25 protein-coding genes and 1 pseudogene are annotated in these 26041 nt (G+C 63.7%); 11 read left to right on the top strand and 15 right to left on the bottom strand.

The features are described 5' to 3' along the window. Positions 1-147: 147 nt before the first annotated feature. Positions 148-846 (top strand): GntR family transcriptional regulator, encoded by a 699-nt coding sequence (locus PU724_RS04330; RefSeq protein ID WP_354419859.1) that lies wholly within the window; start codon positions 148-150, stop codon positions 844-846. Between the two features lie 255 nt (positions 847-1101). Continuing rightward, a complete protein-coding gene (locus PU724_RS04335; RefSeq protein WP_127286170.1) occupies positions 1102-2457 on the top strand; it encodes a glutamine synthetase family protein in 1356 nt (451 codons plus the stop codon). A 131-nt stretch (positions 2458-2588) separates the two neighbouring features. Here PU724_RS04335 and PU724_RS04340 read toward each other — a convergent pair whose 3' ends face one another. The 6 genes from PU724_RS04340 to PU724_RS04365 all read right to left on the bottom strand — a co-directional run bounded on the left by PU724_RS04340 (position 2589) and on the right by PU724_RS04365 (position 9007). Next, positions 2589-3578 (bottom strand): ABC transporter permease, encoded by a 990-nt coding sequence (locus PU724_RS04340; RefSeq protein ID WP_245478376.1) that lies wholly within the window; start codon positions 3576-3578, stop codon positions 2589-2591. Beyond that, positions 3575-5095 (bottom strand): sugar ABC transporter ATP-binding protein, encoded by a 1521-nt coding sequence (locus tag PU724_RS04345; protein WP_354419862.1) that lies wholly within the window; start codon positions 5093-5095, stop codon positions 3575-3577. Before PU724_RS04345 ends, PU724_RS04340 begins: the two co-directional genes overlap by 4 nt. Before the next feature lie 61 nt (positions 5096-5156). Next, the gene (locus tag PU724_RS04350) at positions 5157-6149 is read right to left on the bottom strand and encodes a substrate-binding domain-containing protein (protein WP_354419863.1); all 993 of its coding nucleotides are present in this window, start codon (positions 6147-6149) and stop codon (positions 5157-5159) included. 82 nt (positions 6150-6231) lie between these two features. Further along, complete coding sequence (locus PU724_RS04355) at positions 6232-7008, bottom strand: SDR family oxidoreductase (RefSeq protein WP_354419865.1); 777 nt, start codon at positions 7006-7008, stop codon at positions 6232-6234. Positions 7009-7010: 2 nt separating this feature from the next. Beyond that, entirely contained in the window at positions 7011-8174 is a 1164-nt protein-coding gene (dgoD, locus tag PU724_RS04360; protein ID WP_354420158.1) for a galactonate dehydratase, read from the bottom strand. Between the two features lie 89 nt (positions 8175-8263). Further along, entirely contained in the window at positions 8264-9007 is a 744-nt protein-coding gene (locus PU724_RS04365) for a FadR/GntR family transcriptional regulator (RefSeq protein ID WP_127283179.1), read from the bottom strand. Positions 9008-9105: 98 nt separating this feature from the next. On the opposite strand from PU724_RS04365, the gene PU724_RS04370 reads away from it, so the two are divergent. Continuing rightward, positions 9106-9975 (top strand): aldose 1-epimerase, encoded by an 870-nt coding sequence (locus PU724_RS04370; protein ID WP_127392045.1) that lies wholly within the window; start codon positions 9106-9108, stop codon positions 9973-9975. A gap of 291 nt (positions 9976-10266) precedes the next feature. Beyond that, positions 10267-10617, top strand: coding sequence for a BRA0787 family protein (locus tag PU724_RS04375; protein ID WP_127283181.1), 351 nt, complete (start codon positions 10267-10269; stop codon positions 10615-10617). A gap of 120 nt (positions 10618-10737) precedes the next feature. On the opposite strand, the gene PU724_RS04380 is transcribed toward PU724_RS04375, so the two are convergent. Next, positions 10738-11379, bottom strand: a complete 642-nt coding sequence (locus PU724_RS04380) for a ThuA domain-containing protein (RefSeq protein ID WP_354419868.1) — start codon at positions 11377-11379, stop codon at positions 10738-10740. Positions 11380-11646: 267 nt separating this feature from the next. On the opposite strand from PU724_RS04380, the gene ftsZ reads away from it, so the two are divergent. From ftsZ to PU724_RS04395, 3 genes are all read left to right on the top strand, one after another. After that, positions 11647-12627, top strand: coding sequence for a cell division protein FtsZ (gene ftsZ / locus PU724_RS04385; RefSeq protein ID WP_127283183.1), 981 nt, complete (start codon positions 11647-11649; stop codon positions 12625-12627). A 206-nt stretch (positions 12628-12833) separates the two neighbouring features. Continuing rightward, positions 12834-12998, top strand: a complete 165-nt coding sequence (locus PU724_RS04390; protein WP_127283184.1) for a DUF3309 family protein — start codon at positions 12834-12836, stop codon at positions 12996-12998. A 94-nt stretch (positions 12999-13092) separates the two neighbouring features. Next, positions 13093-14310 carry an NAD(P)/FAD-dependent oxidoreductase gene (locus PU724_RS04395; protein ID WP_354419871.1) on the top strand — a complete coding sequence of 406 codons (1218 nt, stop codon included), beginning with the start codon at positions 13093-13095 and terminating at the stop codon, positions 14308-14310. Positions 14311-14333: 23 nt separating this feature from the next. Here the strand turns inward: PU724_RS04395 and PU724_RS04400 are convergent, their stop codons facing one another. Next, the gene (locus PU724_RS04400) at positions 14334-14741 is read right to left on the bottom strand and encodes a DUF427 domain-containing protein (protein ID WP_127392042.1); all 408 of its coding nucleotides are present in this window, start codon (positions 14739-14741) and stop codon (positions 14334-14336) included. A 158-nt stretch (positions 14742-14899) separates the two neighbouring features. Here PU724_RS04400 and PU724_RS04405 point away from each other — a divergent pair, with 158 nt between their 5' ends. Both PU724_RS04405 and PU724_RS04410 read left to right on the top strand, forming a co-directional pair. Further along, positions 14900-16612, top strand: coding sequence for an HAD family hydrolase (locus PU724_RS04405; protein ID WP_354419873.1), 1713 nt, complete (start codon positions 14900-14902; stop codon positions 16610-16612). 90 nt (positions 16613-16702) lie between these two features. Continuing rightward, positions 16703-17146: a PPC domain-containing DNA-binding protein gene (locus PU724_RS04410; RefSeq protein WP_354419875.1), complete on the top strand. Its 444-nt coding sequence runs from the start codon at positions 16703-16705 to the stop codon at positions 17144-17146. 6 nt (positions 17147-17152) lie between these two features. Here the strand turns inward: PU724_RS04410 and PU724_RS04415 are convergent, their stop codons facing one another. The 4 genes from PU724_RS04415 to PU724_RS04430 all read right to left on the bottom strand — a co-directional run bounded on the left by PU724_RS04415 (position 17153) and on the right by PU724_RS04430 (position 21641). Continuing rightward, on the bottom strand, positions 17153-18421 hold the full coding sequence (locus PU724_RS04415; protein ID WP_354419877.1) for a DUF763 domain-containing protein: 1269 nt from the start codon (positions 18419-18421) through the stop codon (positions 17153-17155). 176 nt (positions 18422-18597) lie between these two features. Beyond that, positions 18598-20352, bottom strand: coding sequence for a recombinase family protein (locus PU724_RS04420; protein ID WP_354419879.1), 1755 nt, complete (start codon positions 20350-20352; stop codon positions 18598-18600). Further along, entirely contained in the window at positions 20349-20624 is a 276-nt protein-coding gene (locus tag PU724_RS04425; protein ID WP_354419881.1) for a hypothetical protein, read from the bottom strand. Before PU724_RS04425 ends, PU724_RS04420 begins: the two co-directional genes overlap by 4 nt. A gap of 303 nt (positions 20625-20927) precedes the next feature. Next, positions 20928-21641: a hypothetical protein gene (locus PU724_RS04430; protein ID WP_354419883.1), complete on the bottom strand. Its 714-nt coding sequence runs from the start codon at positions 21639-21641 to the stop codon at positions 20928-20930. Between the two features lie 158 nt (positions 21642-21799). Here PU724_RS04430 and PU724_RS04435 point away from each other — a divergent pair, with 158 nt between their 5' ends. Continuing rightward, complete coding sequence (locus PU724_RS04435; protein ID WP_354420159.1) at positions 21800-22015, top strand: helix-turn-helix domain-containing protein; 216 nt, start codon at positions 21800-21802, stop codon at positions 22013-22015. A gap of 1814 nt (positions 22016-23829) precedes the next feature. Here PU724_RS04435 and PU724_RS04440 read toward each other — a convergent pair. The 3 genes from PU724_RS04440 to PU724_RS04450 all read right to left on the bottom strand — a co-directional run bounded on the left by PU724_RS04440 (position 23830) and on the right by PU724_RS04450 (position 25537). Beyond that, positions 23830-24720, bottom strand: a complete 891-nt coding sequence (locus PU724_RS04440) for an ankyrin repeat domain-containing protein (RefSeq protein WP_354419885.1) — start codon at positions 24718-24720, stop codon at positions 23830-23832. 264 nt (positions 24721-24984) lie between these two features. After that, positions 24985-25224, bottom strand: coding sequence for an ankyrin repeat domain-containing protein (locus PU724_RS04445; protein WP_354419887.1), 240 nt, complete (start codon positions 25222-25224; stop codon positions 24985-24987). After that, complete coding sequence (locus PU724_RS04450; RefSeq protein ID WP_354419889.1) at positions 25127-25537, bottom strand: ankyrin repeat domain-containing protein; 411 nt, start codon at positions 25535-25537, stop codon at positions 25127-25129. Before PU724_RS04450 ends, PU724_RS04445 begins: the two co-directional genes overlap by 98 nt. Positions 25538-25854: 317 nt before the next feature. Between PU724_RS04450 and PU724_RS04455 the strand changes: the two are divergent. Then, positions 25855-26041 (top strand): annotated as a pseudogene (locus tag PU724_RS04455) (sulfite oxidase); the annotation flags it as partial.

Consider the following 26041-nt stretch of genomic DNA (forward strand, 5'->3'; position numbering starts at 1 on the left):
GACGGCAACGGGACGGATGGCCGCCGCCGCCCGCACTTGCGGCGGCGCGCTTTAACCGTCTATCGTGGTTCGAAAGCCCGTAACGCATCCGGCCAGCCGACAGAGCGACCGGGCAGTTTTCAGGACGAGTGAAGCAACGCATCGCCAATGGCCGACAAATCGCAATTCGGGCTGACCGCTGTCGATACCGTTCCGTTGCATGAGAAAGTCTATCTGGAGCTCGTGCGCGCACTGATGTCGGGCCAGCTGCAGCCCGGCCAGAAGCTGACCTCGCGCAAGCTCGCCAAGGAGCTCGGCACCAGCGACATGCCGGTGCGCAGCGCCTTCACCCGGCTGCAGGCGCTGCGGGCGCTGAGCCCGATGCCGAACGGCAGCGTCGAGGTGCCGCTGATCTCCGCCGAGCGCTTCCAGCAACTGACCGCCGTGCGCACGATCCTGGAAGGTACGGCCACCGGGCTCGCCACCAACCGTATCAACGGCAATAACCTGCGCGCCATCCGCCGCCATTGCACCGAGCTCACCCAAGCCGCCCGCAGCGGTGACATCGACGACTATTTGCGCAAGAACCACGACTTCAAATTCTCGATCTACCGCCACTGCGGCAACGAGCAGATGATCTTCCTGATCGAGACGGTGTGGATGCAGGTCGGCCCGTTTCTCAGGAACCTGGCGATCGGCTTCGAGGATGGTCTCGCCGGCATTCTCGGCATCGACTATCACGAGGAAGTCGTCGCGGCGATCGAGGCCGGCGACGGCGAACGGGCCCGCGCGGCCATCGTGCGCGACATCGACGAGGGGGCGACACACATCCTCAGCCAGGTGAAGTTCCCGGAGCTGCGCCACTAGGCAGCCTGCAGGGCCCATTCGAGCACGCGCCGAAGGCCCGCCAAATCCCGGCTTGGCTTTCCTGCGTCATCAAGCTATGTTGCGATCGCAGATCGCACAATATGGACCTGAAATGCCCCCCGATATCCCAGCTAGAAAATTGAAAAAATGAAGGAAAATTGCCTGGAAGCATCCATGGCGACCTTCATGAACTCACAAGCTGAAAAATGGATGTCGTAGCCGCGATGGCTACAGAAAGAACCAAGGGGCTGGAAATTGAGCGATGCAATTGCGGACGTTTTGAACTGGCTTGAAAGCAGGGAGGACATCCAGAGCCTGAGGGCCGCGGTATGCGATCTCAACGGGATCATGCGCGGCAAGCGCATTCCCGTCGAGCAGGCGCGCAAGGCGCTCGAAGGCAAGCTGCGCATGCCCTACTCGCTGATCGGGCTCGACATCTGGGGCGAGGATATCGAAGGCAACGCGCAGGTCTTCTCGACCGGCGACGCCGATGGGCTTTGCCAGTGGACCGGGCGCGGCATCCTGCCCGTCAACTGGACGGCGCATCCGACGGCGCTTCTGCCGCTGTGGCTCGCCGATGAAAACGGCGCGCCCTATCTCGGCGACCCGCGCCGCGCGCTCGCCCGCATCCTCGACCGCTACGCCGCGCTCGGCCTGACGCCGGTCACCGCGACCGAGCTCGAATTCTACCTCGTCGACCCGACATCGCAGCGGCCCGTAGGGCCTGTCTCGCCGATCACCGGCCGGCGCCTCGATTCCGATGCCGCGCTCTCGATCGACGAGATCGACGATTTCGAGGCCTTCATCCATGACGTCTACGAGGCCTGCCGCATGCAGGGCATCCCCGTCGACACCGCGATCGCCGAGAACGGCGTCGGCCAGTTCGAGATCAACCTCAACCATGTGCCGGATGCCTTGCGCGCCGCCGACGACGCCGTGCTCTTCAAGCGCACCGTCAAGGGCATCGCCCGCAAGCACGGCTTTGCCGCTTGCTTCATGGCCAAGCCTTATGGCGAGCGCGCCGGCAACGGGTTCCACGTCCATTTCAGCGTCATCGATCGCGACGGCCGCAACATTTTCGACGACGGCAGCGACCAGGGCTCCGACACCATGCGCCACGCGGTGGGCGGCCTGCTCGCGGCGATGGCCGAGAGCACGCTGGTGTTCGCGCCGCATTTCAATTCCTACCGCCGGCTGCGCCCGCGCTCCTACGCGCCGACCGCGGTGGCGTGGGGCTACGAGAACCGCATGGTGGCGATCCGCATTCCCGGCGGCCCCGCCGCGGCGCGCCGCATCGAGCACCGCGTGTCCGGCGCCGACGCCAATCCCTACCTGGTGCTGGCCGCTATCCTTGGCGCGGCGCTCGTCGGGATCGAAAAGGAACTGTCGCCCGGCGAACCGACCGGCGGCGAGGGACAAGGACTCACGCTGGCGAAGCTGCCGCCGGACTGGGCCTCGGCCATCGCCAGCTTCGAAAGCGGGCCGCTCGTCGCCGAGATCTTCCCGGCCACGCTGCGCCAGTCCTTCGTCGCCTGCAAGCGCCAGGAATTGAACACCTTCGCGCTCAATGTCAGCGACTTCGAGATCGAGACCTATCTGGAGAGCGTCTAGAGCAATTCCAGGAAAAGTGTGAAACGGTTGGGCTCGGCGACTTCGCCGTAGCCTTCCGTCCGGAATTGCGTCAAAACAAAGAGTTAGAGCAGGCCGCCGTTTCCGTGAAACGGTGAATTGCTCTGGTCAGCTCACTCTCCGGTCCGCGCCCGCTGGCGTTCCTGGACGATGACCGCCAGGATCAGCAGCGCGCCCTTGGCGAGCAGCTGATAGAAGGTCGGCACGCTGGTCAGGATCATGCCGTTGTTGAGCACGCCGATGATCAGCACGCCCAGCATGGCGCCGACGATCGTGCCCTTGCCGCCCTGCAGCGCACAGCCGCCGAGGATCGCGGCGGTGATCGCTTCCAGCTCCAGCCCCTGGCTGCCGGAGGCAGGCTGGCCGGACATGGTGCGGCTGGCAAGCACCAGGCCGGCCACTGCCGCCGCGAACCCGCTCATCGCATAGATGGAGATCTGGTAGCGGCGGATCGGGATCCCGGCCAGCCGCGCCACCGTCGGATTGCCGCCGAGCGCGTAGATGTTGCGGCCGACGACCGTCTCGCGGGTGAAGACGATGAACGCCGCCATCGCCGCGATCAGCAGCCAGATGGCGAAGGGCAGGCCGAAGAGCGTGCCGATGCCCAGCGCCCGCAGACTGTCGCCGGTGATCGGGATCGAGTTGCCGTTGTTCATCAGATAGGCGAGGCCGCGGAAGGCCGACATCGTTCCGAGCGTGGCGATCACCGCGTTGACCGGGCCGTAGACGATGATCAACCCGTTGATCGCGCCCGCCAGCAGGCCGGCAAGCAGGCCGGCCAGAATGCCGATCGGTATGGATCCGGTTTCCTGCGCGGCGACTGCCAGCACCATGGTGCTCAGGCCGACGATCGATCCGACCGATATGTCGAGCCCGCCGGAGACGATGACGACGGTCTGCGCCATGGCGAGGATGCCGAGGAGGGTGACCGCGAGGCCGATGTTGATCAGGTTGCGTGGGGTGAAGAAGACGTCCGGCCTCAGCGCGCCAAAAATCGCCAGCAGCACCACCAGCGCGATCAGCAGGCTGATGTTCTGCGCGCCGATGCGGCCAAGCAGGGTTGCCGGCACGCGCTCGCGGCCGGCCGTCGCGGTATCGGTCACGATACCCTCCTTTCGATTGTCTCTTTCCCCGAGCGCATGGCCAGCGCCAGCACAGCTTCCTCGCTCGCCTCCAGCCAAGGCAGCTCGCCGCTGATGCGTCCGCCCTGCATGACCAGCACTCGGTCGGCGAGGCCGAGCAGCTCCGGCATTTCCGAGGAGATGAGCAGGATGGCGAGACCCCGGTCGGCCAGGCTTTCGATCAACCTGTAGATCTCCGCCTTGGCGCCGACGTCGATGCCGCGCGTCGGCTCGTCGAGGATGAGCACCGCCGGCCCGCGCGCCTGCCAGCGGGCGAACACGACCTTCTGCTGGTTGCCGCCGGAAAGTTTTCCCACCGCCTGTTCGATCGACGGCGTCTTGACCCTGAGCTCGGCGACGTGATGGGCGACCAGCGCCCGCTCGCGACGGCGGCTGAAGAAGCCGTAGCGCGACACCTTGTCGGGCACCACGAGGCTGACATTGTCGCGCACCGCCTGCATCAGAAGCAGCGCCTCCTGCTTGCGGTCTTCCGGCACCAGCCCGATACCGGCGGCCACGGCATCCGAAGGCTCGCGCGGCCGGTAGGGCTTGCCGCCGGCCGCCATTTGCCCCGACAGCAGCGGGTCGAGGCCGACGATGGCGCGCGCGACTTCCGTGCGCCCGGCGCCGACCAGGCCGCCCAGCCCGACGATCTCGCCCGCCCTCACCTCGAAGCTGATCCCCTCGACACGCCGTGTCGTGACATCGTTGAGCGCCAGCCGCACCGGTCCGAGCGTGCGCTCCTTCCGGTTGAACAGATCGCTCACCGGCCTGCCCACCATCAGCCGCACCATGCGCTGCTCGTCGAGCGCTGTAATCGGCTCGTCGGCGACGCGTTTGCCGTCGCGCATCACCACGCAACGGTCGGCAAGCTCGATGATCTCGCGCAGCCGGTGCGAGATGTAGATCACCGCGACGCCATCGGCCTTCAGCCGCCGGATGACCCGAAACAGCCGCTGCGCCTCATCCTCCGTGAGCGACGAGGTCGGCTCATCGAAGGCGAGCAGCCGCGCCCCTGGGCGCAACGCGCGCATGATCTCGATCAGTTGCCTGAGCGCCGGGCTCAGGCCATGGCAGCGTTGCCCGGGTGACAGCACGTCGACCACGCCGAAGGTGTTGAGCAGCTCGAGGCTGCGCCGCTCCAGATCCGTGCGGTCGAGAAAAATCCCGCCCCGCGCCTTGATGTCGCCGATGAATATGTTTTCCGCCACCGTCAGCTCCGGGATGATCTCCGGCTCCTGGTGGATGACCCGGATGCCCGAGCCGTGTGCTGCGCGTGGCGAGTTGAGCTGGACCGGCTGACCATCGACCAGAACGCGACCGCTGTCCGGGCGATGCTCGCCCTCCAGCACGCGCATCAGCGTGGACTTGCCGGCGCCGTTCTCGCCGATCAAAGCGGTGATCTCGCCGGCATGGAAGGCAACGGAGACGTCGCGCAGCGCCTGCACCGCGCCGAAGCGCTTGCTGACGCCCTCGACGGAAACGACGGGCACGGTCATCGGCGCGCGGCTCCTTGTGAGGCCGCGCGCCCCGAGGCCGACAATGAGGCCAAAAGGAAGCCTAGGACTTGCAACCGAGCGTGTCCTTGAACTTGGCGAAGTTCTCGCCGCTGATCAGCGTCGCGTCCTGGAAATAGTCCTTCTGCATTTCCTTGCCAGTGGCTTGGTCGTAGAGCGCCTGGATCGCCGCGGCGCCATGCTTGGCGCTGTCCAGCCACATCGTGCCGCGGAAGCCGGTGGGCTTGCCGGAGCCGAAGGCCTCGCAGGAGCGTGAGCCGTCGATGCCGATGCCGATGACGTTCTCCGGCTTCATGCCGGCGTTCTCGGTGGCGCGCACGCCGCCGAGCACGCCGTCGTCGTTGCAGGAGTAGAATATCCACTTCTCGGCGTCGGGATTGGCCGTCAGCGTCGTCGACACCACATCGATCGAATTGACCATGGTGTTGTCGTAGGGGATCGACAGGATGCGCGACTTGATCTCCGGGATCGCCGCGACGAGCGCTTCCTCGGCGCCCTTGTTGCGGCGCATGCAGGTATCGGCCTTCTGGTCCTCGATCGAGCCGACGCGCACCTTGGAAAGGTCCTTGTCCCAGCCCTCGGCCTTGACGATGCGGGCGATCTCGCCGCCGACCTGCTTGCCGATGTTGAGCGCGTTCATGCCGACATAGGCGACCGGGCTGCCGTCGGCGAAGGCGATGTCGTCGTCGACCGCGATCAGGCCGATCTTGGCCGCCTTTGCCTTGTCGGCGACGACCGGGCCGAGCGAGCGGTCGGGCACCACCACGGCAATGCCTTTGACACCGTCGCCGACATAGGTGTCGAAGGTGGTGACGGCGAGGTTGGCGTCGAACTGGACGTCCTGCACCAGGAGATCGACGCCGAGCTCTTTGGCCTTCTCCTTGGCGCCCTGCACCTCGCGGACGAACCACGGGTGATCGCCCATCTTGTTGATGTAGCCGAACTTCATTTTGTCCTGCGCGCCCGCGCCGTGGACCGTCAGAGCGACGGCTGCGGTCGCAGTCACCGCAAGGCATGCCTTGATCATTGGTTTCATGGTTTCCTCCCTCTGGATCCCGGCCGGCGGGATCCCATTTTGCTTGAAGACGTTCCCGGCGACCGGCCGCCGGCGCGAAATCTCATTCGTGGTAGAGAACCGAGCGCCCGCCATCGATGACGATGCAGGCTGCGTTGATGAACGGCGCCTCGTCGGAGCCGAGGAAGACGGCGGTCATGGCCACTTCCTCCGGCCGGCCGATGCGGCGTGGCGGATGCAAATCGTAGGTGCGCTGGCGCTCGGACTGCGGGTCTGGGAATGTGTTCCAGTAGTCGACCGCGATCTGCGTCTCGATGTAGCCAGGCGCAATCGCGTTCACGCGGATGCCCTCGGCCGCGTATTGGATGCCGAGCGACCGCACCAGGCCGAGCAGCCCGTGCTTGGCGACCGGATAGGGAAAGGTCGACGGGATGATCGCGAAGGAATGACAGGAAGCGATCGCGACGATCGAACCCTGTTTCTGGTCGCGCATCGCCGGCAGCACCGCGCGCGCCGAATACCAGACGCCGTCGAGATCGACGGCAAAGCAGCGCCGCCATTCCTCTTCGGTGGTTTCCAGCGGCTCGTGGAACACGTTGATGCCGGCATTGGCGACCAGCACGTCGATGCGGCCGAAGGCGTCGAGAACCTGCTTGGCCATCGCTTCGCAGGAGCCGGCGTCCGCGACATCGGTTTCAACGAACAGCGCCTTCACGCCGCTGTCGGCAAGCGACGCTGCGACGCTCTTTCCGGTCGCCGCGTCCTTTTCCGCGACGACGATCACCGCCCCCTCGGCGGCCATGGCGCGCGCCGTCGCCTCGCCGATGCCACGCCCGGCGCCGGTGATGATCACCACCTTGTCTTTGAGACGCCCGGCCATTGTCACCAGTCCACGATGGTGCCGTCGGAGAGCACCGCATTGGTGGTGTGCATCACCTCAGGCTTGTAGGGATGGCGGGCAGCGACCGCCTCGTCGACTTCGATGCCGAGCCCCGGCGCTTCCGGCACCTGCCAACAGCCATCGACCATGCGGATCGGCCCTTTCACCACCTCGAAATACCAGGGCACCGCGCCGACCATCTCTTCCTGGATCAGATGGTTGGGGGTGGAGACGGCAAAATGCAGCGCCGCCGCACCGGCGATCGGACCGAGCGGATTGTGCGGCGCCACGCCGACCGATACCGCCTCGGCCATCGCCGCGATCTTCTTCGCCTCGAGCAGGCCGCCGCAATGGCAGATGTCTGGCTGCACGATGTCGACCGCCCTTGCCCGGAACAGATCGTCGAATTCGGCACGGTCGATGAGCCGCTCGCCGGTGGCGATCGGCACGCGCGACTTGGCGGCGAGCTGCGTCAGTGCGCCGGTCTCGCCGGGCGGCAGCGGCTCCTCGATGAACATCGGCCGGTATGGCGCAAGCACGTCGATATACGCGAGCGCGGTCGAGGTCGAGGCGGGGCGGCCGTGGAAATCGACCATGATCTCGACCTCGGGACCGACCGTCTTACGCAGCGCCTCCATCAGCCGGCCGACCTTTTCGACCTCGACCAGCGGCGCGTGGTAGTGGCTGTAGGGAATGAAGACCGCCTTCAGCGCGCGATAGCCCTTGGCCACCACTTCGGAGGCGCGCTTCACCAGCGGCTCGGCGTCGAGCGTCTCGTACACGGCGCGCATGTCGCCGAGGCCGAGATGGGTGTAGACCTTGACCCGGTCGCGCACCTTGCCGCCGAGCAGCCGCCAGACCGGCTGGCCAAGCCACTTGCCGAAAATATCCCACAGCGCCAGCTCGATGCCGGAGACGGCCGACATGCCGATCACGCCGAGCCGCCAGAACGAATGCTTCTTGAGGATGCGCACCGCCTGCTCGATGTCGCGCGGATCGCGCCCGATCAGAAGCGGCGCCAGGTCGTTGACGGCGCCGACCACGGCCTGGGTCTTCCACTCCAGCGTCGCCTCGCCCCAGCCGTAGAGGCCGGGCTGGTCGGTCTCGATGCGCACGAACACCCAGTTGCGCATGTCCGCGTTCACGACGCGCGTGGTGATCGCCACGATTCTCAAGCGCTACTCCTCCCAGGCGACACTTAGATCATATGAAATTGAGTTATCATATGATCTAAAATGGCGTCAAGGCGGAAATCTTAGCCCTTGGCGTGAAGATCGTCGGCGGCGATGTCGAGCAGTCGGTTCATGGCGGCGCGGGCGCCGGCCGTGTCGCGGATGCGGATCGCTTCCAGCACCGCGACATGCGCCGAGAGCGCGCGCGACTGCGCTTCCATCAGCGGATTGGTGACGAGGAAGGTGGCGCGCAAGGCGGCCTCCAGCATGCCGACCAGCCCCTTCAGCACAACATTGTGGCTGGCGGCGATCACGCCCTTGTGGAAGGCCAGGTCCGCTTGGCAGACTGCATTGAGATCATTCGGGATGTTGTCGCGCATGCCGACCACGGCGCGCTCGATTTCGGCGAGGTCGGCCGCCGTGGCGCGCCTGGCCGCGAGCTCCGCCGCGGCGGGCTCGAAGATCCTGCGCGCCTCGAGCAGGCCGGAAACCAGTTCTTCGTCGTCCTGGATGGACGGGTGCCAGCCGAGCACGACCGGATCGAGCAGCCGCCAATTGTCGCGCGCCAGCACACGTACGCCGGCGCGGCGCCTCGCTTCGACAAGCCCCTTCGCCGACAGGACCTTGACCGCCTCCCGGACCGAAGTGCGGCTGACGCCCAGCATGGCGCACAGTTCCTCTTCGCGCGGCAGGGCGTCTCCCGGCGCGTATTCTCCGCCCAGGATGCGGCTGCCGAGCACGCTGACCACGGCGTTGTGCACGCTGGCGCCGGTCTGGTCGACCGATGGCATCCAGCCGAGTGCATCTGAAGGAGCTATGGTTTCCACGCAGATCCTCTCCCGATAGAGCGCCGTTGCAAGCTGTTGTATGAGAGGCTAGGTCTTATGTAAATCTTTCATTCATACGATCTATAACGGGCTCCGCAATGGGCATGCTGCAGATCTCCAATGACACGGTGGCGCTTTCGGTCGATCTTGCCGGCGGCGCGATCCATCGCTTCGACCGCCACGCGGCGAGCGGTCCGGTTCCCGTTTTCCACCGTGGAGCGGTGGAAGCGGATGTGTGTTTTCCGCTGATCCCGTTCGGCAACCGGCTGCGCGGCAACGCCTTTGTCTTCGATGGAGGAACCCATCGTCTGCAACCGAACACTGCGAGCGACCCGCACTACATTCACGGCGACGCCTGGCTTGGCCATTGGCGGACCATCGCTCACGACCATCACGAGCTGACCATCGCCTACGATCATGCCGGCAAGGATGGACCCTACGCCTACCGCGCCGAGCAGCGTTTCGCCCTCTCCGACAACATGCTGTCCGTCAGCCTTTCGGTGACCAACCGCGCGCGCCGGCGCCTGCCCTACGGGCTCGGCCTGCATCCGTTCCTGCCGATGACGCCGGCCACCATCGTCGACTTCACCGCCGAGCGCTACTGGGAGCAGGACGCGGCTTTCCTGCCGCTGAAGAGCCATCCTGCGCGCGGCGGCATGGATTTTTCCGGCGGCCGCCGGCTGCCCGGGACCTGGATGAACACCGAGTTCGAAGGCTGGAACGGCGCGGCGACCATAATGTGGCCGGAGACCGGATCGCGTCTGCGGATCGAGGCCGATGCGCAATTCTCGCGCTGCATGATCTTCGTTTCGCATGCAGCCTTCGACGCGCTCTATCGCCATGACTGGTTCTGCTTCGAGCCGATGACCCACAGCGTCGACGCGCATCATCGAGCCGATCTCGGCGGACTGGTCGCGCTCGAGCCGGACGAGACGTTGGCCGGCTCGTGCCGGTTCATCGTGGAGTGACACGCGCCGGCTCCTCGACAAGCGAAGCGGTGGCGTTCATCTTAGCTCTGTCTAACGAATGTCTACAAACTTTATAGACATTTATTCCCGAGCAGGTCATACTGCCCATCCAAGTGCCTGACTTTTTCGCCATTCGTGTTCGTATGATCAGGAGATGACGATGACGCAGACATTTCCGGAGATCGTTCCAGATCCCACCACCGTCAGGCCGGTGTAGAAGACCAATCAACTCATCATGGGCGCGGGGGCGTTGGACGGCAGGCATTGCTGCCGCGATCGAGGAGGAGACCGATGACCACACGCCTGCTGCCCGCACTGCACGAGGGCCATGCCCCAATCCAGTTGCATGGCGCCTTCGACGAGGCTCTGGAAGCCTACCAGGCCTGGACTCCGGGCACGGACGAACCGCAAGTCGAGTTCGAAGGCCATTTGATCCCGATCAGCTCGGTCTTCGGCCGCATGCGGACTTGCACCGACATCCTGCCTTGGCGCATCGAGGCCGATGTCCTGGACACCGTCGGCGGCATGTTGCCCGCCGGCGGCGAAAGGTCGATCACCTATGCAGACGCCGCGCTCGTCCTTCGCGCCCTGTGCGTGGATCGCCTTCGCGACGACGGCGGTGTCCGATTTGCAGTGAGATGAAGCCTTTGCGTGCCGCATGAGACCGTCAGCAACCTGACGCGCCTGCGGCGGCACAGGGGCTGCAAGACAAAGAAAGCGGGACCGGTCGTACCATACCGGCCCCGCTGCCTGTCATGGGTCTCAGCGCGCTGCCCAGGCCAGCCCACGGCGCAGGATGGTCCGCATCTGCGGCACCTCGAACTCCTTGGCCACATGCCCCAGCGACGAGTAGAACACGCGGCCCTTGCCGTGCCGGCGCTTCCAGACCACCGGCATGACGACGCCGTCGATCCAAGGGGCGTGCGCGCCCGTGAACGTGGTGGTCGCCAGCACTTCGTTCGACGGGTCGACATGCATGTAGTACTGCTCGGAGCGGTAGGGGAAATCGTCGATGCCGCTCATGATCAGATCGTCGCGGCGGACGATGTCGACCTGGTAGTCGATGATGTTGCCGGGATGGGCGACCCACTGGCCGCCGCACATGAATTGGTAATCGGTCGATTCGCGGAACGCATCGCCCATGCCGCCATGGTAACCGCCAAGGCCGACGCCTCCCGCGATTGCGCTGACGAGGTTGGACTCCTCGGTCTTGCTCAGCTTGGACATGGTGTAGATCGGCACGATCAGGCTGAGGTCGGCGATTGCGGGATCGGCGAATGCCGCGGTCGAGGTCTCGACGCGAACGGCAAATCCATCTTCCTCGAGCATCGCCTTGACGGCGCGCGCGCCGAGTTCCGGCTCGTGGCCTTCCCAGCCGCCCCAAACGATCAGTGCCTGCCGCATCCTTCACTCCTGTCTTCGCAATCTGCCCGGGTGTCCCGGATCCGGCCAATATGACCGCACAGTGATCCGCAGGCCACATGCGCACGGCAGAGCCCGCGGGTGAGCGACGACCATAGGCGCATTTGTCTTGCGGCCAAGTCCACGCTCTGATTCCATTTGCCGGAGCGATAGAACCTGATTCTTGCACTTTGGCGCGCTCGAACGTCGCGCCGACTGGAAGATTTTTCGTCGATCCAAGCGCCAGGTGCATTTCAAGGAGATACGGCGATGAACACCGCGACAAGGCCAGCAATCTCGGAAATGAGGCCGAAGATAACGGTCGTCGGTGTTGGCGGCGGCGGCGGAAACGCGATTAACAACATGATTGCCGAGAACCTGCAGGGCGCCGAGTTCATCGTCGCCAATACCGATGCGCAGGCGCTCACCATGTCCAAGGCACCGAGGCTGATCCAGTTGGGAGCCCGTATCACCGAGGGCCTGGGCGCCGGTTCGCTGCCCGAAGTCGGCCGTGCCGCCGCTGAAGAATCGATCGACGAAATCATGGATCACCTTGCGGGAACGCATATGTGCTTTGTGACCGCGGGCATGGGAGGTGGAACCGGTACCGGCGCTGCTCCCGTCATCGCGAATGCCGCGCGCGCGGCCGGCATCCTGACGGTGGCGGTCGTCACCAAACCGTTCAGCTTCGAGGGCAAGCGACGGATGCAATCGGCCCAGGAAGGCATCGAGCGGCTTCGCGAATGCGCCGATACGGTAATCGTCATCCCGAACCAGAACCTGTTCAGGGTCGCCGACGCCAAAACGACGTTCGCCGACGCCTTTGCCATGGCGGATCGGGTCCTTTACTCGGGCGTCGGCTGCATCACCGACCTCATCGTCAAGGAGGGCCTGATCAATCTCGACTTCGCCGATGTGAAGTCGGTGATGCGCGACATGGGCCGCGCAATGATGGGGACCGGGGAAGCCACGGGTGAAGGGCGGGCCAAGAACGCCGCGGAGGCGGCGATTGCAAACCCGCTGCTCGACGAAGCGTCCATGATCGGTGCCAGGGGCGTCCTTGTCTCGATTTCGGGCGGCACGGACATGACGCTGTTCGAGGTCGACGAGGCCGCCACCCGCATCCGCGAAGAGGTCGACGCTGATGCCGATATCATCGTCGGCGCCATATTCGACCGGGCGCTCGCCGGGAAATTCAGGGTCTCGGTCGTCGCAACGGGCTTGCGACAGGGACCTGAGCTGCCGATGTAGGGGCTTCGACGAGAAGCGACTGTTTTTATTACCTCTTTTTGGCTGCCGCGACCGACTCTTGTCAAAACAGGCCTGTTGCCCGGCCCGCCCCAAGCGATACGTCCGGCAGCGTTTGCCGGAACAGGAAAGCCCTCTTCGAGTTGATACTCTGATCAACAGTCGGCGTTGCGGGATGCACCGCAGCGCAAACAGGAGAGGAAACTCCCATGGGTCTCGGCACAATTCTTATCATTCTACTGATTCTCATCTTGCTCGGCGGCTTCAGTGGCCTTGGCGGCGGACCGTTTTACGGCACCGGCTACTACGGCGGCGGCGGCCTTGGGCTGGTCTTGCTGATCGTCATCATCCTGGTTGTCCTCGGCCGCCTGTAGCGACGCCGGCAGACCTGGCATTGCCCGCTGATCGAGCAGCGATCGGCGGGTTTTTGTCTGTGGCGAGCCGCCGTCGGATAGCGCGGAGGGAGCATTGGTCCGCAAACTCGACCTCAGAAGCGGCCGGCCGGTCTGGTTCGCCTATCGCGCGCCGCCGGTGCCGACAGGAAAGTTGACACGAGACATAAGGGCCGAGGTGCTGGTCGTCGGCATGGGCATCAGCGGCGCCATGATGGCGGACGCACTGGCGCGCGCGGGCCATGGCGTGGTCTGCATCGACCGGCGCGGCCCGCTTCTGGGATCGACCTCGGCGACGACGGCGCTGGTGCAATTTGAACTTGATCAACCGCTGATCAAACTTGCCGCGATCAAGGGCAAGATCGACGCCGTGCGCGCGTGGCGGCGCTCGCGCCTGGCCGTGGTCAATCTTCGCGGGCGGATTGCCGAACTCGGCATAACCTGCAACCTGGCCCGCTTGCCGTCACTCTACCTTGCCGGCAATCTGCTCGCGCCGGCGCAATTGCGCGACGAAAGCGATGCCCGCCGGCAGGCCGGGATCGCCGCGACCTATCTGACCCGCAAGGCTCTGTCGGACAGTTTCGGCATCGATCGCGCGGCTGCCATCCTCAGCCACGACAACATTGCGCTCGACCCGCGCAAGCTGACCGCCGGGCTCCTGCTCAGCGCGGTGGGGCGCAAGGCGCGCCTTTATGCCCCTGTGGAGGCGGACGAGATCAGGAGCGATCGCGACGAGGTCGTTGTCAAAACCGGCGGTGGTCCGACGATCACCGCGCGACATCTGGTGCTCGCCACCGGCTATGAGTTGACCGACATCATTCCGGCCACCGCGCACAGCATCGTTTCGACCTGGGCAATCGCCACAGCGCGCCAGCCAAAAGACATATGGCCAGGCGCCGCTTTGCTTTGGGAGGCGTCGGAGCCTTACCTTTACATCCGCACGACGGCGGATGACCGCGTCATCTGCGGCGGCGAGGACGAGGATTTCACCGACGAGGAGCATCGCGATGCGTTGATCGCCGAAAAGTCCAAGCGCCTGGCGGCAAAACTGGGCCGCTTGTTGCCGAAGCTGGACACCAGGCCGGAATTCTCGTGGACCGGCTCCTTCGGAACCACAACCTCCGGCCTGCCCTATATCGGCGCCCTGCCCCGCCACCCGCGCATTCACGCCGTGATGGGCTATGGCGGCAATGGCATCACCTTCTCGCAGATCGCTTCCGAGATGGTTTCATCGGCGATTGACGGCCTCGAGGACGTCGATACAGATCTGTTTGCATTCCCGGCGCACGGATAGACCCCATCGGGACCGTCAGGAGATTATCCGGGGATACGCGGCGTATGCCGTACGTCCTCTGCCGGGTCGGCATCGATGCGCGCCTTGTCCGGGTCGAAGGCGCCGTGACGGGCGATGGCCAAAGCGGCTGTTTCGGGCGTCTCATAGGCCCACATGAAATCATCGGCCGATCCGCCGACGGCATGGACGCGCCAGTAACTTGCCGTGCCCAAGGGCGAGCTTGTGGTGGTGTTCGTCTTCTCGAAAAGCTCGAAATAGATGTCTTCGAACGGTATGTAGAAGACCGGATCGCCTCCGTCTTCATGGAGCACCTTCGCCCGCTCGCTGGACGCCACCACGGCGTCCGAGAACCTGACTGTCACCGTGCCGTCAAAGGGCACGATGGCAAGGGCGGCGGCAGGATAGGTTGGACTGGCGACTGGGGTTTGCATTGTCGAACTCCTTGACCCGATGTGCGTTGGAAACGTCCCTCAGCCACGGCAGTTCCGGCTCGGCGCGCAATTGGCGCAAAACCTTTTCGTCCCACAGGCGTTGTTCCTTCTTCAGGCTAACAGACAGCCATCCACGTCGAGCAATGGAGGCTCAGAGGATGTATTTCATTGCCCTGGCGACGGACTATGACGGCACACTGGCGCACGATGGCATCGTCACCAGAAAGACGCTGTCGGCGCTCGAGCAGTTGAAGAAGACCGGCCGCAAACTGATCCTGGTGACGGGACGCGAGTTGCCCGACCTCAAGCGGGTTTTTCCGGAACTCGCATTGTTCGACAAGGTCGTCGCCGAAAACGGAGCGCTGGTCTACACGCCCGCCAGCGAGGAGGAGCGCACGATATCGCCATCGCCGTCGGCCGATCTCGTCGCCGGGCTGAAGAAGCGCGGCGTGAAGCCGCTTTCCGTCGGGCGCTCTATCGTCGCCACCTGGGAGCCTCACCAGGCCACGGTGCTCGACGTCATCAAGGAACTCGGGCTGGAACTGGAGATCATCTTCAACAAGGGCGCGGTCATGATCCTGCCGAGCGGCATCAACAAGGCGACCGGGCTCGCCGCCGCGCTCGGCGATCTTCGCCTGTCGCCGCGCAATACGGTGGGGGTCGGCGACGCGGAAAACGATCATGCCTTCCTGCAGGCCTGTGGCTGCAGCGTTGCTGTCGACAATGCGCTGCCGGCGGTCAAGAACACCGCCGATCTCGTCACGCGCGGAGCACGCGGCAAGGGCGTGGAGGAACTGATCGGCAAATTGATCAAGCACGATCGCGGGCTCGTCAAAAGGCCCCGCGACGGCATCCTGCTTGGTACGTCCGGCGGCAAGGACGTCTATCTGTCGCCGACCGACACGGTCCTGATCGCCGGCAGTTCCGGCATCGGCAAATCCACTCTGGCCACCGCCCTGACCGAGCGCTTCGTCGAGACCGGCTATCAGTTCTGCATCTTCGACCCGGAAGGCGACTATGACGGCCTGCAAGGTGCGGTCAAGCTCGGCGACGGGTCGAGTGTGCCGACGAAGGAACAGCTGCTCGACCTGATCGAGAAGCCGGACACCAATGTGGTGGTCAATGGGCTGGCGTTGCGGGTCAACGAGCGGCCCGACTTCTTCGCCGACCTGCTGCCAGGCCTCGGCAGCTTCCGCTACCGCACGGCGAGGCCGCACTGGCTGGTCATCGACGAAGCCCATCATCTCCTGCCGAAACGCCGCGACGACACGCGCGCCATGCTGTCGCTGGAGTTGCCGGGCACCGTGCTCATCACCGTCCATCCGGAAGCGATCTCGACCGATGCCTTGCGCCTGGTGACAGCGGTCATCGCGCTTGGCCCAAAGGCGAAGAGCGTCGTGCGGACATTCTGTCACGAGACCGGCGTTGAAGAGCCGGGCGCGATGTCGTCGCAAAAGGGTGACCGCGTGCTGTTCTGGCGGCCGCGCAATGGCAAGAAGCCGATGTCGGTCAAGGCGATCGAGCCGCGCCAGTCGCTCAAGCGGCACAGCCGCAAATATGCCGAGGGGCAACTCGACGAGGCCGGCAGCTTCTATTTCAGGGGCCCGGACGATGCCATGAACCTCAGGGCGCACAATCTGATTATCTTCGCCCAGATGGCCGAGGGCATCGACGACAAGACCTGGGAGCATCATCTGCGCGCCGGCGACTACTCGGAATGGTTCCGCCATCAGATCAGGGACAAGGACCTGGCCCGCGAAACCGAGACCGCGGAGAAGGACAAGACGCTGTCGGCGCAGGAAAGCCGCAAGCGCGTGCTCGACGCGGTGCGCCGGCGCTACACGGCCCCCGCCACCGCTCCGGCACAGTAGCGCGGGCGCGCGATCGCCGAGTTGCGAAGGAACCGCCAACGGTCATTCACGGTCGACCAACGGAAAAAGAAAGCCGCCAGGAGGCTCCAGATGAAATCACAACTCGTTGCCGAAAGTGCCGAACAAAGGACCTTCATCGTGGTGCTGGACATGGGTGAAGAGGCCTTCTCGGCACTGACGGCGTTTGCCGCCGATCACGATATCGGCAGCGCCTCGCTGACCGCCATCGGCGCCTTCGAAAGGGCGACCGTCGGATGGTTCGACTTTGAAAAGACCGAATACCGCAGGATTCCGGTGCTGGAACAGTGCGAAGTGCTGAGCGCAATCGGCGATATCGCTCAGGGCGACGACGGCAAGCCGAGCCTCCATGTCCACGCCGTGCTCGGCCTGGCGGACGGCACGACGCGCGGCGGACATCTGCTCAACGGGCACGTGCGGCCGACGTTGGAGGTCACGCTAGTCGAAACGCCAGGCCACTTGCGGCGCAGGACACGCCCCGAACTTGGCATCGCCCTCATCGACCTTGACGCATGAGGACTTTCAGCCCTGTTCTTCCTTGGCGGGCTTGCCGGTCGTCGCCTCTGGCGGCTTCTCCCAGCCGAACACGCTGCGGCCGCCAAGCAGGTGCGACTGGTCGAACTCGCCGGCGACGATCTCTTTCAAACTGGGACCGGTGACGTAGCGCTCGACCTGACGGGACTGGTCGTCCAGCCGCTTCAGGGCGCCGATCTCCTCCTCCCGACCCAGCCTCGCCTTTTGCATCGCCGACTTCAGCACGCCGATCGTTTCATCATAGACCTTGAGCGGCACCGGGAACGGGTGCCGATCCTTGCCCCCATGCGCCAGGGAAAAGCGTCCGGGATCGGAAAACCGGCATGGCGCGCCGTGCAGAACCTCGGCTACCAGCGCAAGGGCCCGCACCGTGCCGGCGCCGACGCCGGGCACCAGCAGCAGCCCGGCAAAATCCTCCGGACCGCGATCGGCCGCCGCCGCGATGTTGCCGTGCAGGCGGCGCATGACGACATCGCTTTCGCGCACATCATGGTGTGCCGGCATCACCAGATGCGGCAGCAGCGGCTGCGCCGGCGGCGGCGGCGCGCCACGCTCCAGCGCCGAAAGCTCGCTCACGATCCGGTCCGGTCCGAGATTGTGCAGAATCTCCAGTTGCCGCTGTCGCGAGGCGTCGGCGCGCCGGTCGGTCAGGTTGACGATCTCCCCTTGGTTGGCGCCCTCGATCGCGGCATGCGGCTGGTCGACGAAGCTTTTCAGGCCTTCGGACAGCCAGTGATAGCGGCGCGCCACCCGGCTATCGCCGTTCATGCCCTGTTGCACGACGACCCAGTTGCCGTCATCGGTGACGATGAAGCCGTGCAGGTAGAGATCGAATCCGTCCTGCACCGCGGCGCTGTCGACCTTGGCGACCAGCCGGCTGGCGGTCGCCAGCCTGTCGCCATCGAAGCCGACGCGCTCGCCGATGCTGGCAAGCTCCTGCGGGGTCTTGCGCGAGTGCGCGCCACGGCCGCCGCAGACGTGGATGCCGAGCTCTTCGGAAAGCGGCGACAGACCGCGCTTCAGGGCGCCGACAACGCTGGTGGTGATCCCGGACGAATGCCAGTCCATGCCCATGACGGCGCCGAAGGACTGGAACCAGAACGGATGCGCCAGGCGGCGCAGCAATTCGTCGCGGCCGTAGTGATGGACGATCGCCTCGCACATGACGGCGCCAAGCCGGGTCATGCGATCGCCGAGCCATTTCGGCACGCGCCCGCCGTGCAGCGGAAGATCCGCACTTCCCGATCGCTGGGCCACCAAGTTTCTCCAGATACGCGGCAGGCTTCTGCGCCTTCGCTCCGGTCAGGAATGCATACGGCGGCCGCCGGTTCGATCATCACGCAAGGGACGGCAAAACTGACGACGGCCGTAGCCCAAAAGGGCTTTGTGAAGATCGGTTCGGTAGCCCGCGGCGTCAAGATCATCGGCGCCGTTCAGCGCTCGACTTTCTTGACGCCGCAGTCACCGGGTTGGCGGGTAGGGCGACCATCGTTGGCTGCCAAAGCAAAAGGCCCGCTGGCGAGGAGCCAAGCGGGCCTTTTGATTTGGTTGCGGGGACCCGCAACCCCTTTTGTCATAACATCGTCAGGGTTCTGAGTTGGGTCAGGATTGGCGAGTTCGAGGATGCCGAACAGCTCGCCGCGTAGCTCGGCATGGACCTCGCCGCGCTTGTCGCCAGGCGTGAGCACGATCTCCCCGATCAACGAGCGCAACGCCCCTGCAGCTTGGCGCCCGTCCTCGTGGTCGGCGAGCGCCTGCGTGAGTTGCTCGACCCGCTTGCGATAGAGAGTGGCGATGTTGGGATGCAGGTCGGGCACGTCAGCGGGCACCAACGCCAGACGCTCGGTGATCTCCGCCTTCTGCCGCTCCAGGTCTTCCATTCTCGCTTTCATCGAAGGTTGGTACAGGCCATCCTCGATCGCGGCCATGATGCCGGTGATGGCGCGTTCGATCTTGTCGAGCGCCTTGCGGTCCTGTTCGCCTTGCGCGCGACGCTCCTGGTTGAGGCGGTTGGTCTCCTGCGCATAGGCTCTGATCGCTTCGGCCACGGCATCGGCCGAGACAAGCCTTTCCTTCAGGCCTGCGAGGACGCGCTGCTCGACCTTCTCGCGGGTAATGGTGCGGCCATTGTCGCAGATGCCCCGGCGCTGGTGATTAAGGCAGGCATAGCGGTCTCGTGTGAACAGGCCGTAGCGCCCGCCGCAGCGGCCACAGGTGAGCAAGCCGGAAAGGAGGGAGACCGGCCGCTTCATCGTGTGCAGCTTCCTGGCCCTAGCTTTGCGCGTTGCGACCGCCACCGCCTCGAACTGGCTGGCAATGGATTTCTGTCTCTCCTTCACGGCCTGCCACAATTCGTCGTCGACGATCCTGAGATGCGGCACCTCGGTGCGGATCCATTTAGCTGGCGGATTGGTCCGCGACACGCGCTTGCCGGTAGTGGGATCCTTGACGAAGTGCAGGCGGTTCCAGACCAGCACACCGGTGTAGAGCTCGTTATTGATGACGCCGGTACCCCGGATGACATGCCCACGCACGCTGGTATCGCCCCAGTGTCGCCCGAGCGGACCAGGAACACCCTCCTTGTTGAGGTCGACGGCGATGGCCTTCGGGCTCTTGCCGGCAGCGAACTCGCGGAAGATACGGCGCACGATGGTCGCTTCCTCAGGCACGATCGCGCGGTCACCCCGAGACGGTTCACCATCGGAGTCTAGTTTCTTCACCACGCTGTAGCCGTAGCACAGCCCGCCTCCGGCCTTGCCCTTCTCCACCCTGCCCCGCAGGCCGCGATGGGTCTTGAGTGCAAGGTCCTTGAGGAACAGGGCATTCATCGTGCCCTTGAGGCCGACGTGCAGTTCGCTGATCTCGCCCTCGGCCAAGGTGACGATGGCAACGCCGGCGAATTTGAGATGCTTGAAGAGGGTGGCGACATCTGCCTGGTCGCGGCTGATGCGATCAAGCGCCTCGGCCAGCACGACCTCAAAGCGGCTTCGCTGGGCATCGCGTACCAAACGCTGGATGCCCGGCCGCATCACAGTGCTGGCGCCGGAGATCGCCGCATCCTCATAGGTTCCCGCCACGCTCCAGCCCTCGCGCGCCGCCTGCTCGCGGCACAGCCTCAGTTGGTCCTCAATGGAAGCGTCCCGCTGGCTGTCGGACGAATAGCGGGCATAGAGCGCGACATGGGTCATGGCGGCAGATCCTCTCTCCTGTTCCCAAGGGGTTCGCCATCCGGCTCCCTGCCCTCTCCCTCTTGGCGGCCTGGCCGATTGTCGTTCGCCGCCTGCCCAGTGTCGAATGCCTCTCGCGCCAGTTGCCGGCCGATCAGCCGGGCGATATCCAGCACCACCCGATCCAGCTTGGTCGCCGGCGTGAGTTCCTGGCGACCTTCGGGGCTGACCGGGTCGCCGTTGTCGTTGGCCCCAACGAACTCCTGGGGGCCAGTCCGGGTTTCTTCTGCCATCGCGGTCGCTCTCCCAATGGTGGATCGACCCGCCATCAGAGTCCTCCGGACGGCGAAGGGAAGCACGAAATTCATATGGTAGGGCCATAGCGTGCAATGACTTGCGCGGTGCGGTTTCGTCTCCCAGCTAATCGCCAAGAGAGGCGATGGCGCTCAGTTAAAGGGACACCGGTTGGCCGGGATTATCGTGCGTTCCAGCTGGTTTCAGTGAGAAGCGCTTGCAGACACTCCAACACTTAGACCAGGGGGGCCCACTATGTCTTCTCTGCAAATGGCCGCCAGAGCACACCCACGCGATCGCCGTCACGGCGAAATCCCCGATACGTCAGCGCTTCCTTTGCATTCCTGATGCCTTCCTTGCGCGGATGAAGCGACGATGGTTCTCGGATCAATGCGATGGTAGCGGGCAAGGTCATCGAGCACCGACCGGACATGAGGCCAGGGGAATTCGGCTGGATTCTCCCAGTGTTCACCGTAGCTTAGGATAACCAAGAGCTTAGCCAATACACCTCCAACGGAGCATGCCGGAGTCAGCGGCAGGTCATCCAAAAGCGCCTGTTCCGCCGCTTCCGATCGCTGTATTAGTTCGTCAGTTCTCGAAAACCCGATCTCGACATCAGCAGCGTCCCAGCGCGCTTGATGTGCGGCTAGATCCGCAAACGCCCTACCCCATGCCGCTTCGTTGTCGGGAGAATAGAGTTCGTCGAGACTCTCGACGGAATGGGCCGTCTTTTCCCCGCCGGCGGGAAGCTGCATCTTAGCACAGGGAAAGCCGATCGCTTTGACGAGATATGTCTCCAACTGCTGCTGTTGCCGGCATAGCACCAAGGTCGAGCGGTGAACCTCGTGCCAGCTCTCACACAACCGAAGAGCTGGATCGTCCGGCCGGCCCTTGATCGAGATATTCTCGCGCGCCCGAGCGCCAAATGGTCCCAGTCCGGCCGCGATAACAATCTGCATCATCAGCAGCCGCCGAGTGACGAAAGACAAAGGCGTGGTATTGTCGGAATCAGCCATGATCCGAGCTCCCTGAAGCTTAGGTTGTGGTCAGGTCGGAATTGGTGTTCGAGCACCTTTTCCGGCCGTTTATTGTGCGGCCAAAGACTACAGGTAGAGACGTGAGCGGGCAACAAAAATCATCACATAGTGATGAAATATACGCAATCCAGTGCAGGATGGCTCGAGCAGCTCTTGGCTGGGGCATACGTGAACTAGCCGAAGTGGCGCGCGTCGCAACGCAAACGATTACCCGTCTGGAACAGGGCGATCATCTTAAACCCAAAACCCTTCAGGCTATTCGTGCCGCCTTTGAGGGAGCAGGGATCGAATTCATTTCACAGAATGGAGGAGGACCAGGGGTCCGCCTTGCCCGTCGACTGCACGACAACTGACACAACCAACAGCCGTTCTGTGATGGAGTTCTTCCGAAGCGACCCTGTCGGCTTCTATTCCGCCGCCCGATTGGTTTGCCGGCGGCGCCAGTTTCTATTGTCGGTGTGCCAGTCTGACCCTCAGAGCGCGCTAGGGAGGGGCCGCCTTCGACCGGAAAGACAATCCCGCTCCTTCGAAAGCCAGCAGCATAGCGGCGACTTTGCCGGGATGCGGTTTTCTTTCCCCGTTCTCAAATTCGCTGTTCGTTGTTTCGCTAAGATTGCACTTGGCGCCAAGCCGCACGCGCGATCAACAGCGCTCTTGCTGCTCGCGACTGCTGCGGTGTCATTATGTCTTCCAACCGACCTCCTAGTCCTGGAACGGTCTCGGCCGCACCAGTTCGGCGTCAACCGTATCGGGTAGGTGTGGTCGAGCTGACGATCTAATCGATGCCGTCGTCATTGCATCCTGCGACAGGACAATGACCATCTTCGCTTGGTGGTCGGGCCAGAACGGCCTTCCGCCTAGGAAAAACAAAATGGCAACGACGCTTACGACGAGAAGCGCCGCAAACATTTCCGCGATGATTTCGCCAAGTCGCATGCGGGATCTCTCACAAAAAACACCCGCCGCATAGAAGGAGGCAGCGGGTCTTGTCTGGCAAAGTGACTGACGAGAAAGGGACTCACACTCGCCAGTCTGGGAAGTCAATGAGATAGCGGGCTATATGTTTCGCCGCTAAGACCAATGCGCTTGAGCATCGGACTTCAGTCGCCGAAGAAGTCGTTTGCGACGCCACTCATATGGATGCTGGATCAATACTTCCCCTCCAAGGGGTGGGTGGCCCGACCGGCGATGTCCCGTGTCATCTAGACTAGCGGGTCAGGCCGCAAACGGTTCCGGGGGGAAGCGTTCATGCGTGGGCAGTGTGTGGGTAACTGCGAACCCGACGAACATCGCGATGTTGGAGCGGGTTCTGCGGAAAATGCTCCCAGCTAGTGCGCCTCTGGACGAAGGGGAATGGCTCGCCGCGCTATTGGCGCAGGCTTTCCAAGGCGGGGCTATCGACAGACTTGCTCGCTAAGGTGGACAAGTCGAGGCCCTAGACTAGGGTTACTGTCAGAGTCGCAATAACGAAATAGTAGCCTTGATCCAGCCCGGTCAGGAACCGAGCCTCTCCACATGCGTTCAAACGCAGTGCCAGCCCCTTTGGGCAGGCGATAATTGGGAGGTTTTGATGGATCGGCGATCATTTCTGACAGCAATGTTTGGCCTTGCAGGAGCTGCGGTCCTTGCGAGCGCGGTTCAGCCCCTCAACGCTGTTGCCGGCGTGCCATCCGTCGGAAAGAACGGGATTTTGGATGACCTCGACGCGCCGGAAACGGAGCCTTTCGGCGATGAAGGTTCTCAAGCGGAGCTGCAGCCTGTCTACCACCGTCGCTGGCACCGCCACCACAGGCGACGCGTTTGGAGACGGGTCTGTCGTCGTTATTGGCGGCATGGCCGACGGCGCACCCGGTGCTATCGCAGGCGCGTCTGGATCCGATTTGGTTTTTAGAAGTCCCAGTGGGGTTGGCTAGGTTCAGCACTGTACCCAAGGACGCTTCAATCATAACAACGCCCCGACGCTTGGGCAGCGCTGGGGCTAATCGGCCGCGTGAAACACTTACGGGGTGCGGAAATTGTTCCAGCGCGGCTGAGGATAGCGGAACATGAGGCCGACCGAGCCGCGCGTTCGCCTGAGTACGGGGTTTTGAAACCGCCAGGGGATAGGTCGGCCCGGACGCGCCAGCATGGCAGATAGTATCTTTCCCAAGTTGAGATGCGCCCGCGTTCAGGGCAGCGGGATCGGCTTGTCACTGAGTGTGCGCAAGTATGCGATCACGTTGACCCGTTCAGTCTCCTCCGGGACACCAGGCGTCTCCATCTTAACGCCCGGCGTGGTGAGCATAGGCCCGAAGAGATATCTGTTCAGGTCCTCGTACGTCCATACGCCCTCCCAACTCAGCAAGGTATCGGAGTAACGCATATTTGCCCCGGATGCCTTGTCGCGGCCGACGACGCTCCACAAGTTGGGTCCTATCTTGTTCCCTCCCTGCGGTTCGGCAGTGTGGCAACTGACACACACGCGGGCGAAGTAGGTTCGACCTTTCTCGACATCGGCAGAAGCCAATTTCATTGAGATCGGAGCCGGTGTTGGCAAGACAACCCCGTGCGACAAAAGATAGGCGGCAATTTCGGCTTGCCCCCGGCTCTTTGCGATATGGAGCGGCGTCTTGCCGCCCGTTGTCTTCGCATTCACGTCTGCGCCGGCCTCGACCAGCGCCCTCACACAATCGAGACAATCGAGAGTGACGGCGACGTGGAGGGCGGATTCGCTGTCACGGTTGGAATTTGGATCTGCATTCCGCTCCAGCAACAGATTTAACAGATCGATCTTGTCTTTCCCCACGGCCGCCATCAGCGGAGGGCCCCAAGTCGTCTGGGCGTTGACGTCCGCACCACGTTCTATGAGCAATTTTGCCGCATCGATGTGGCCCAGCATCACCGCAAGATAGAGCGGCGTGGCAGTGCCATCGCTCTCATCTATTCCGGCACCTGCATCGAGTGCCGCCGTGATCGCCGCGACATCGCCCTCCATGGCGGCGTCGTGGATGGCGGCGGCATGCGATACAATCGGAATGTGTACAAGCACAAACAGAAGCAAAAGCAAAACGTGGCGCATTCGCTACCCCCCTTTGTCAATCCGGAGGACTGGGCACGTTCTGAGAAGGCCAGAGTCTAGTGCGACCGCCAAATCGCGGCAAGGTTATTTTAGGGTTGGCTAACGGAACTGAAACGGCCATGCGATATTGAATTAAATTCGATGTTGCGTGGGGTTCCGATGCGTAAACGTGCCGGCGAGGTGCGGCTGTCGTTTGTCGAGCAAAGAACGCCGCGCCCTTTGCCGGGTCACCGATTGCCAGCTTCGCGGAAATCGGCTCGGGCTTCAGAATGACGACCCCATGAGCCTGCAGGTAGGCGGCGATGTCGGCACGGTCGTCGTGCTTTGCAAGGTGGTAGGGCGTATAATGCCCGGTAGACGGGCGGGGTCGCCCTGGATCCAGATGGCGTTCACGTCTGCGCCGGCTTCAACGAGCACCTTGACGCAATCGAGGCAGCCGTTCGCGACCGCGAAGTGCAAACATGGGCTCGCCGCCTCTCGCTTTGGCATTGGGGTCAGCGCCATGTGACAACAACAGTTGCATGAGGTCGGCGTAACCCTTCAGGACAGCAACGGTGATCGGCAGACCGAGCGCCGACTCCTTGCTCACACCCGCGCCGCGGCTGATCAGCAGTTCCGCCGCCTCGGGATGGTGGCTGCGAACTGCCAGGAAGAGAGGAGTGGCTCCCCTGTCCTGCTCCTCGATGGCCGCCCCTGCATCGAGGGCCGCTGCGATAGCGGCAGGGTCCCCGTTCTTGACCGCCTCGTGAAGCGGACTGCCTTCGGCGGTCGTGAGAGCAGTCAAATAGATGAGCACGCTTCCAATCAGTTCACGCATCTGGCTCTCCCTGGGCCGACACGGTGATTGAGAAGCGTATACCCGATCAACTCCCTCGACTACTCCGGAGCGTCGGCGCGTCGCGCTCGCCATGAACGCAGATCAGGCGTATACTTAACTACTGCTGGCTGGGACCTGACGGAGCCGGCAACGGAGAGCGGGAGACTCCGCCTTAAGATCTGGCGCGATTCCAACTCGCGTTGTTCCGCGCGCTCTCAAGACTGCCGCCTCGGCCGGCCTCTCGTTTGCGCTATTCCGGCCGCCATCACTTTTATCACTGGAGGAGAAAACAGCTTTTCACTGGAGGAGAAATCATCATGTATTACCTTCCACGACGCGAATTCATTGCTAAAGGCAGCGCGGCCCTCGCGGCGCTGGCTATCTTCCACTCACGGTTTGCCCAAGCCTTTCCAAGCCGAGCGGGTGAAACCGTGATCCCGTGGCTTGATCAGCCGCAGCCCAATCCCGTTCCGGCGGTCATCCAGAGCCAGCTTGTCTGGGAGG

This window comes from Mesorhizobium abyssinicae (genome assembly GCF_049887195.1).
Taxonomy (GTDB): Bacteria; Pseudomonadota; Alphaproteobacteria; order Rhizobiales; family Rhizobiaceae; genus Mesorhizobium; species Mesorhizobium abyssinicae.

Coding starts and splice junctions, on each gene's coding strand:
- ftsZ (WP_127283183.1), top strand. CDS start 11,647: ATGAACACCGCGACAAGGCCAGCAATCTCGGAAATGAGGCCGAAGATA.
- PU724_RS04405 (WP_354419873.1), top strand. CDS start 14,900: ATGTATTTCATTGCCCTGGCGACGGACTATGACGGCACACTGGCGCAC.
- PU724_RS04330 (WP_354419859.1), top strand. CDS start 148: ATGGCCGACAAATCGCAATTCGGGCTGACCGCTGTCGATACCGTTCCG.
- PU724_RS04445 (WP_354419887.1), bottom strand. CDS start 25,224: ATGGCGCTGACCCCAATGCCAAAGCGAGAGGCGGCGAGCCCATGTTTG.
- PU724_RS04435 (WP_354420159.1), top strand. CDS start 21,800: ATGGCTCGAGCAGCTCTTGGCTGGGGCATACGTGAACTAGCCGAAGTG.
- PU724_RS04400 (WP_127392042.1), bottom strand. CDS start 14,741: ATGCAAACCCCAGTCGCCAGTCCAACCTATCCTGCCGCCGCCCTTGCC.
- PU724_RS04450 (WP_354419889.1), bottom strand. CDS start 25,537: ATGCGTGAACTGATTGGAAGCGTGCTCATCTATTTGACTGCTCTCACG.
- PU724_RS04430 (WP_354419883.1), bottom strand. CDS start 21,641: ATGGCTGATTCCGACAATACCACGCCTTTGTCTTTCGTCACTCGGCGG.
- PU724_RS04375 (WP_127283181.1), top strand. CDS start 10,267: ATGACCACACGCCTGCTGCCCGCACTGCACGAGGGCCATGCCCCAATC.
- PU724_RS04390 (WP_127283184.1), top strand. CDS start 12,834: ATGGGTCTCGGCACAATTCTTATCATTCTACTGATTCTCATCTTGCTC.
- PU724_RS04410 (WP_354419875.1), top strand. CDS start 16,703: ATGAAATCACAACTCGTTGCCGAAAGTGCCGAACAAAGGACCTTCATC.
- PU724_RS04355 (WP_354419865.1), bottom strand. CDS start 7,008: ATGGCCGGGCGTCTCAAAGACAAGGTGGTGATCATCACCGGCGCCGGG.
- PU724_RS04380 (WP_354419868.1), bottom strand. CDS start 11,379: ATGCGGCAGGCACTGATCGTTTGGGGCGGCTGGGAAGGCCACGAGCCG.
- PU724_RS04440 (WP_354419885.1), bottom strand. CDS start 24,720: ATGCGCCACGTTTTGCTTTTGCTTCTGTTTGTGCTTGTACACATTCCG.
- PU724_RS04345 (WP_354419862.1), bottom strand. CDS start 5,095: ATGACCGTGCCCGTCGTTTCCGTCGAGGGCGTCAGCAAGCGCTTCGGC.
- PU724_RS04420 (WP_354419879.1), bottom strand. CDS start 20,352: ATGACCCATGTCGCGCTCTATGCCCGCTATTCGTCCGACAGCCAGCGG.
- PU724_RS04370 (WP_127392045.1), top strand. CDS start 9,106: ATGGGCATGCTGCAGATCTCCAATGACACGGTGGCGCTTTCGGTCGAT.
- PU724_RS04425 (WP_354419881.1), bottom strand. CDS start 20,624: ATGGCAGAAGAAACCCGGACTGGCCCCCAGGAGTTCGTTGGGGCCAAC.
- PU724_RS04350 (WP_354419863.1), bottom strand. CDS start 6,149: ATGAAACCAATGATCAAGGCATGCCTTGCGGTGACTGCGACCGCAGCC.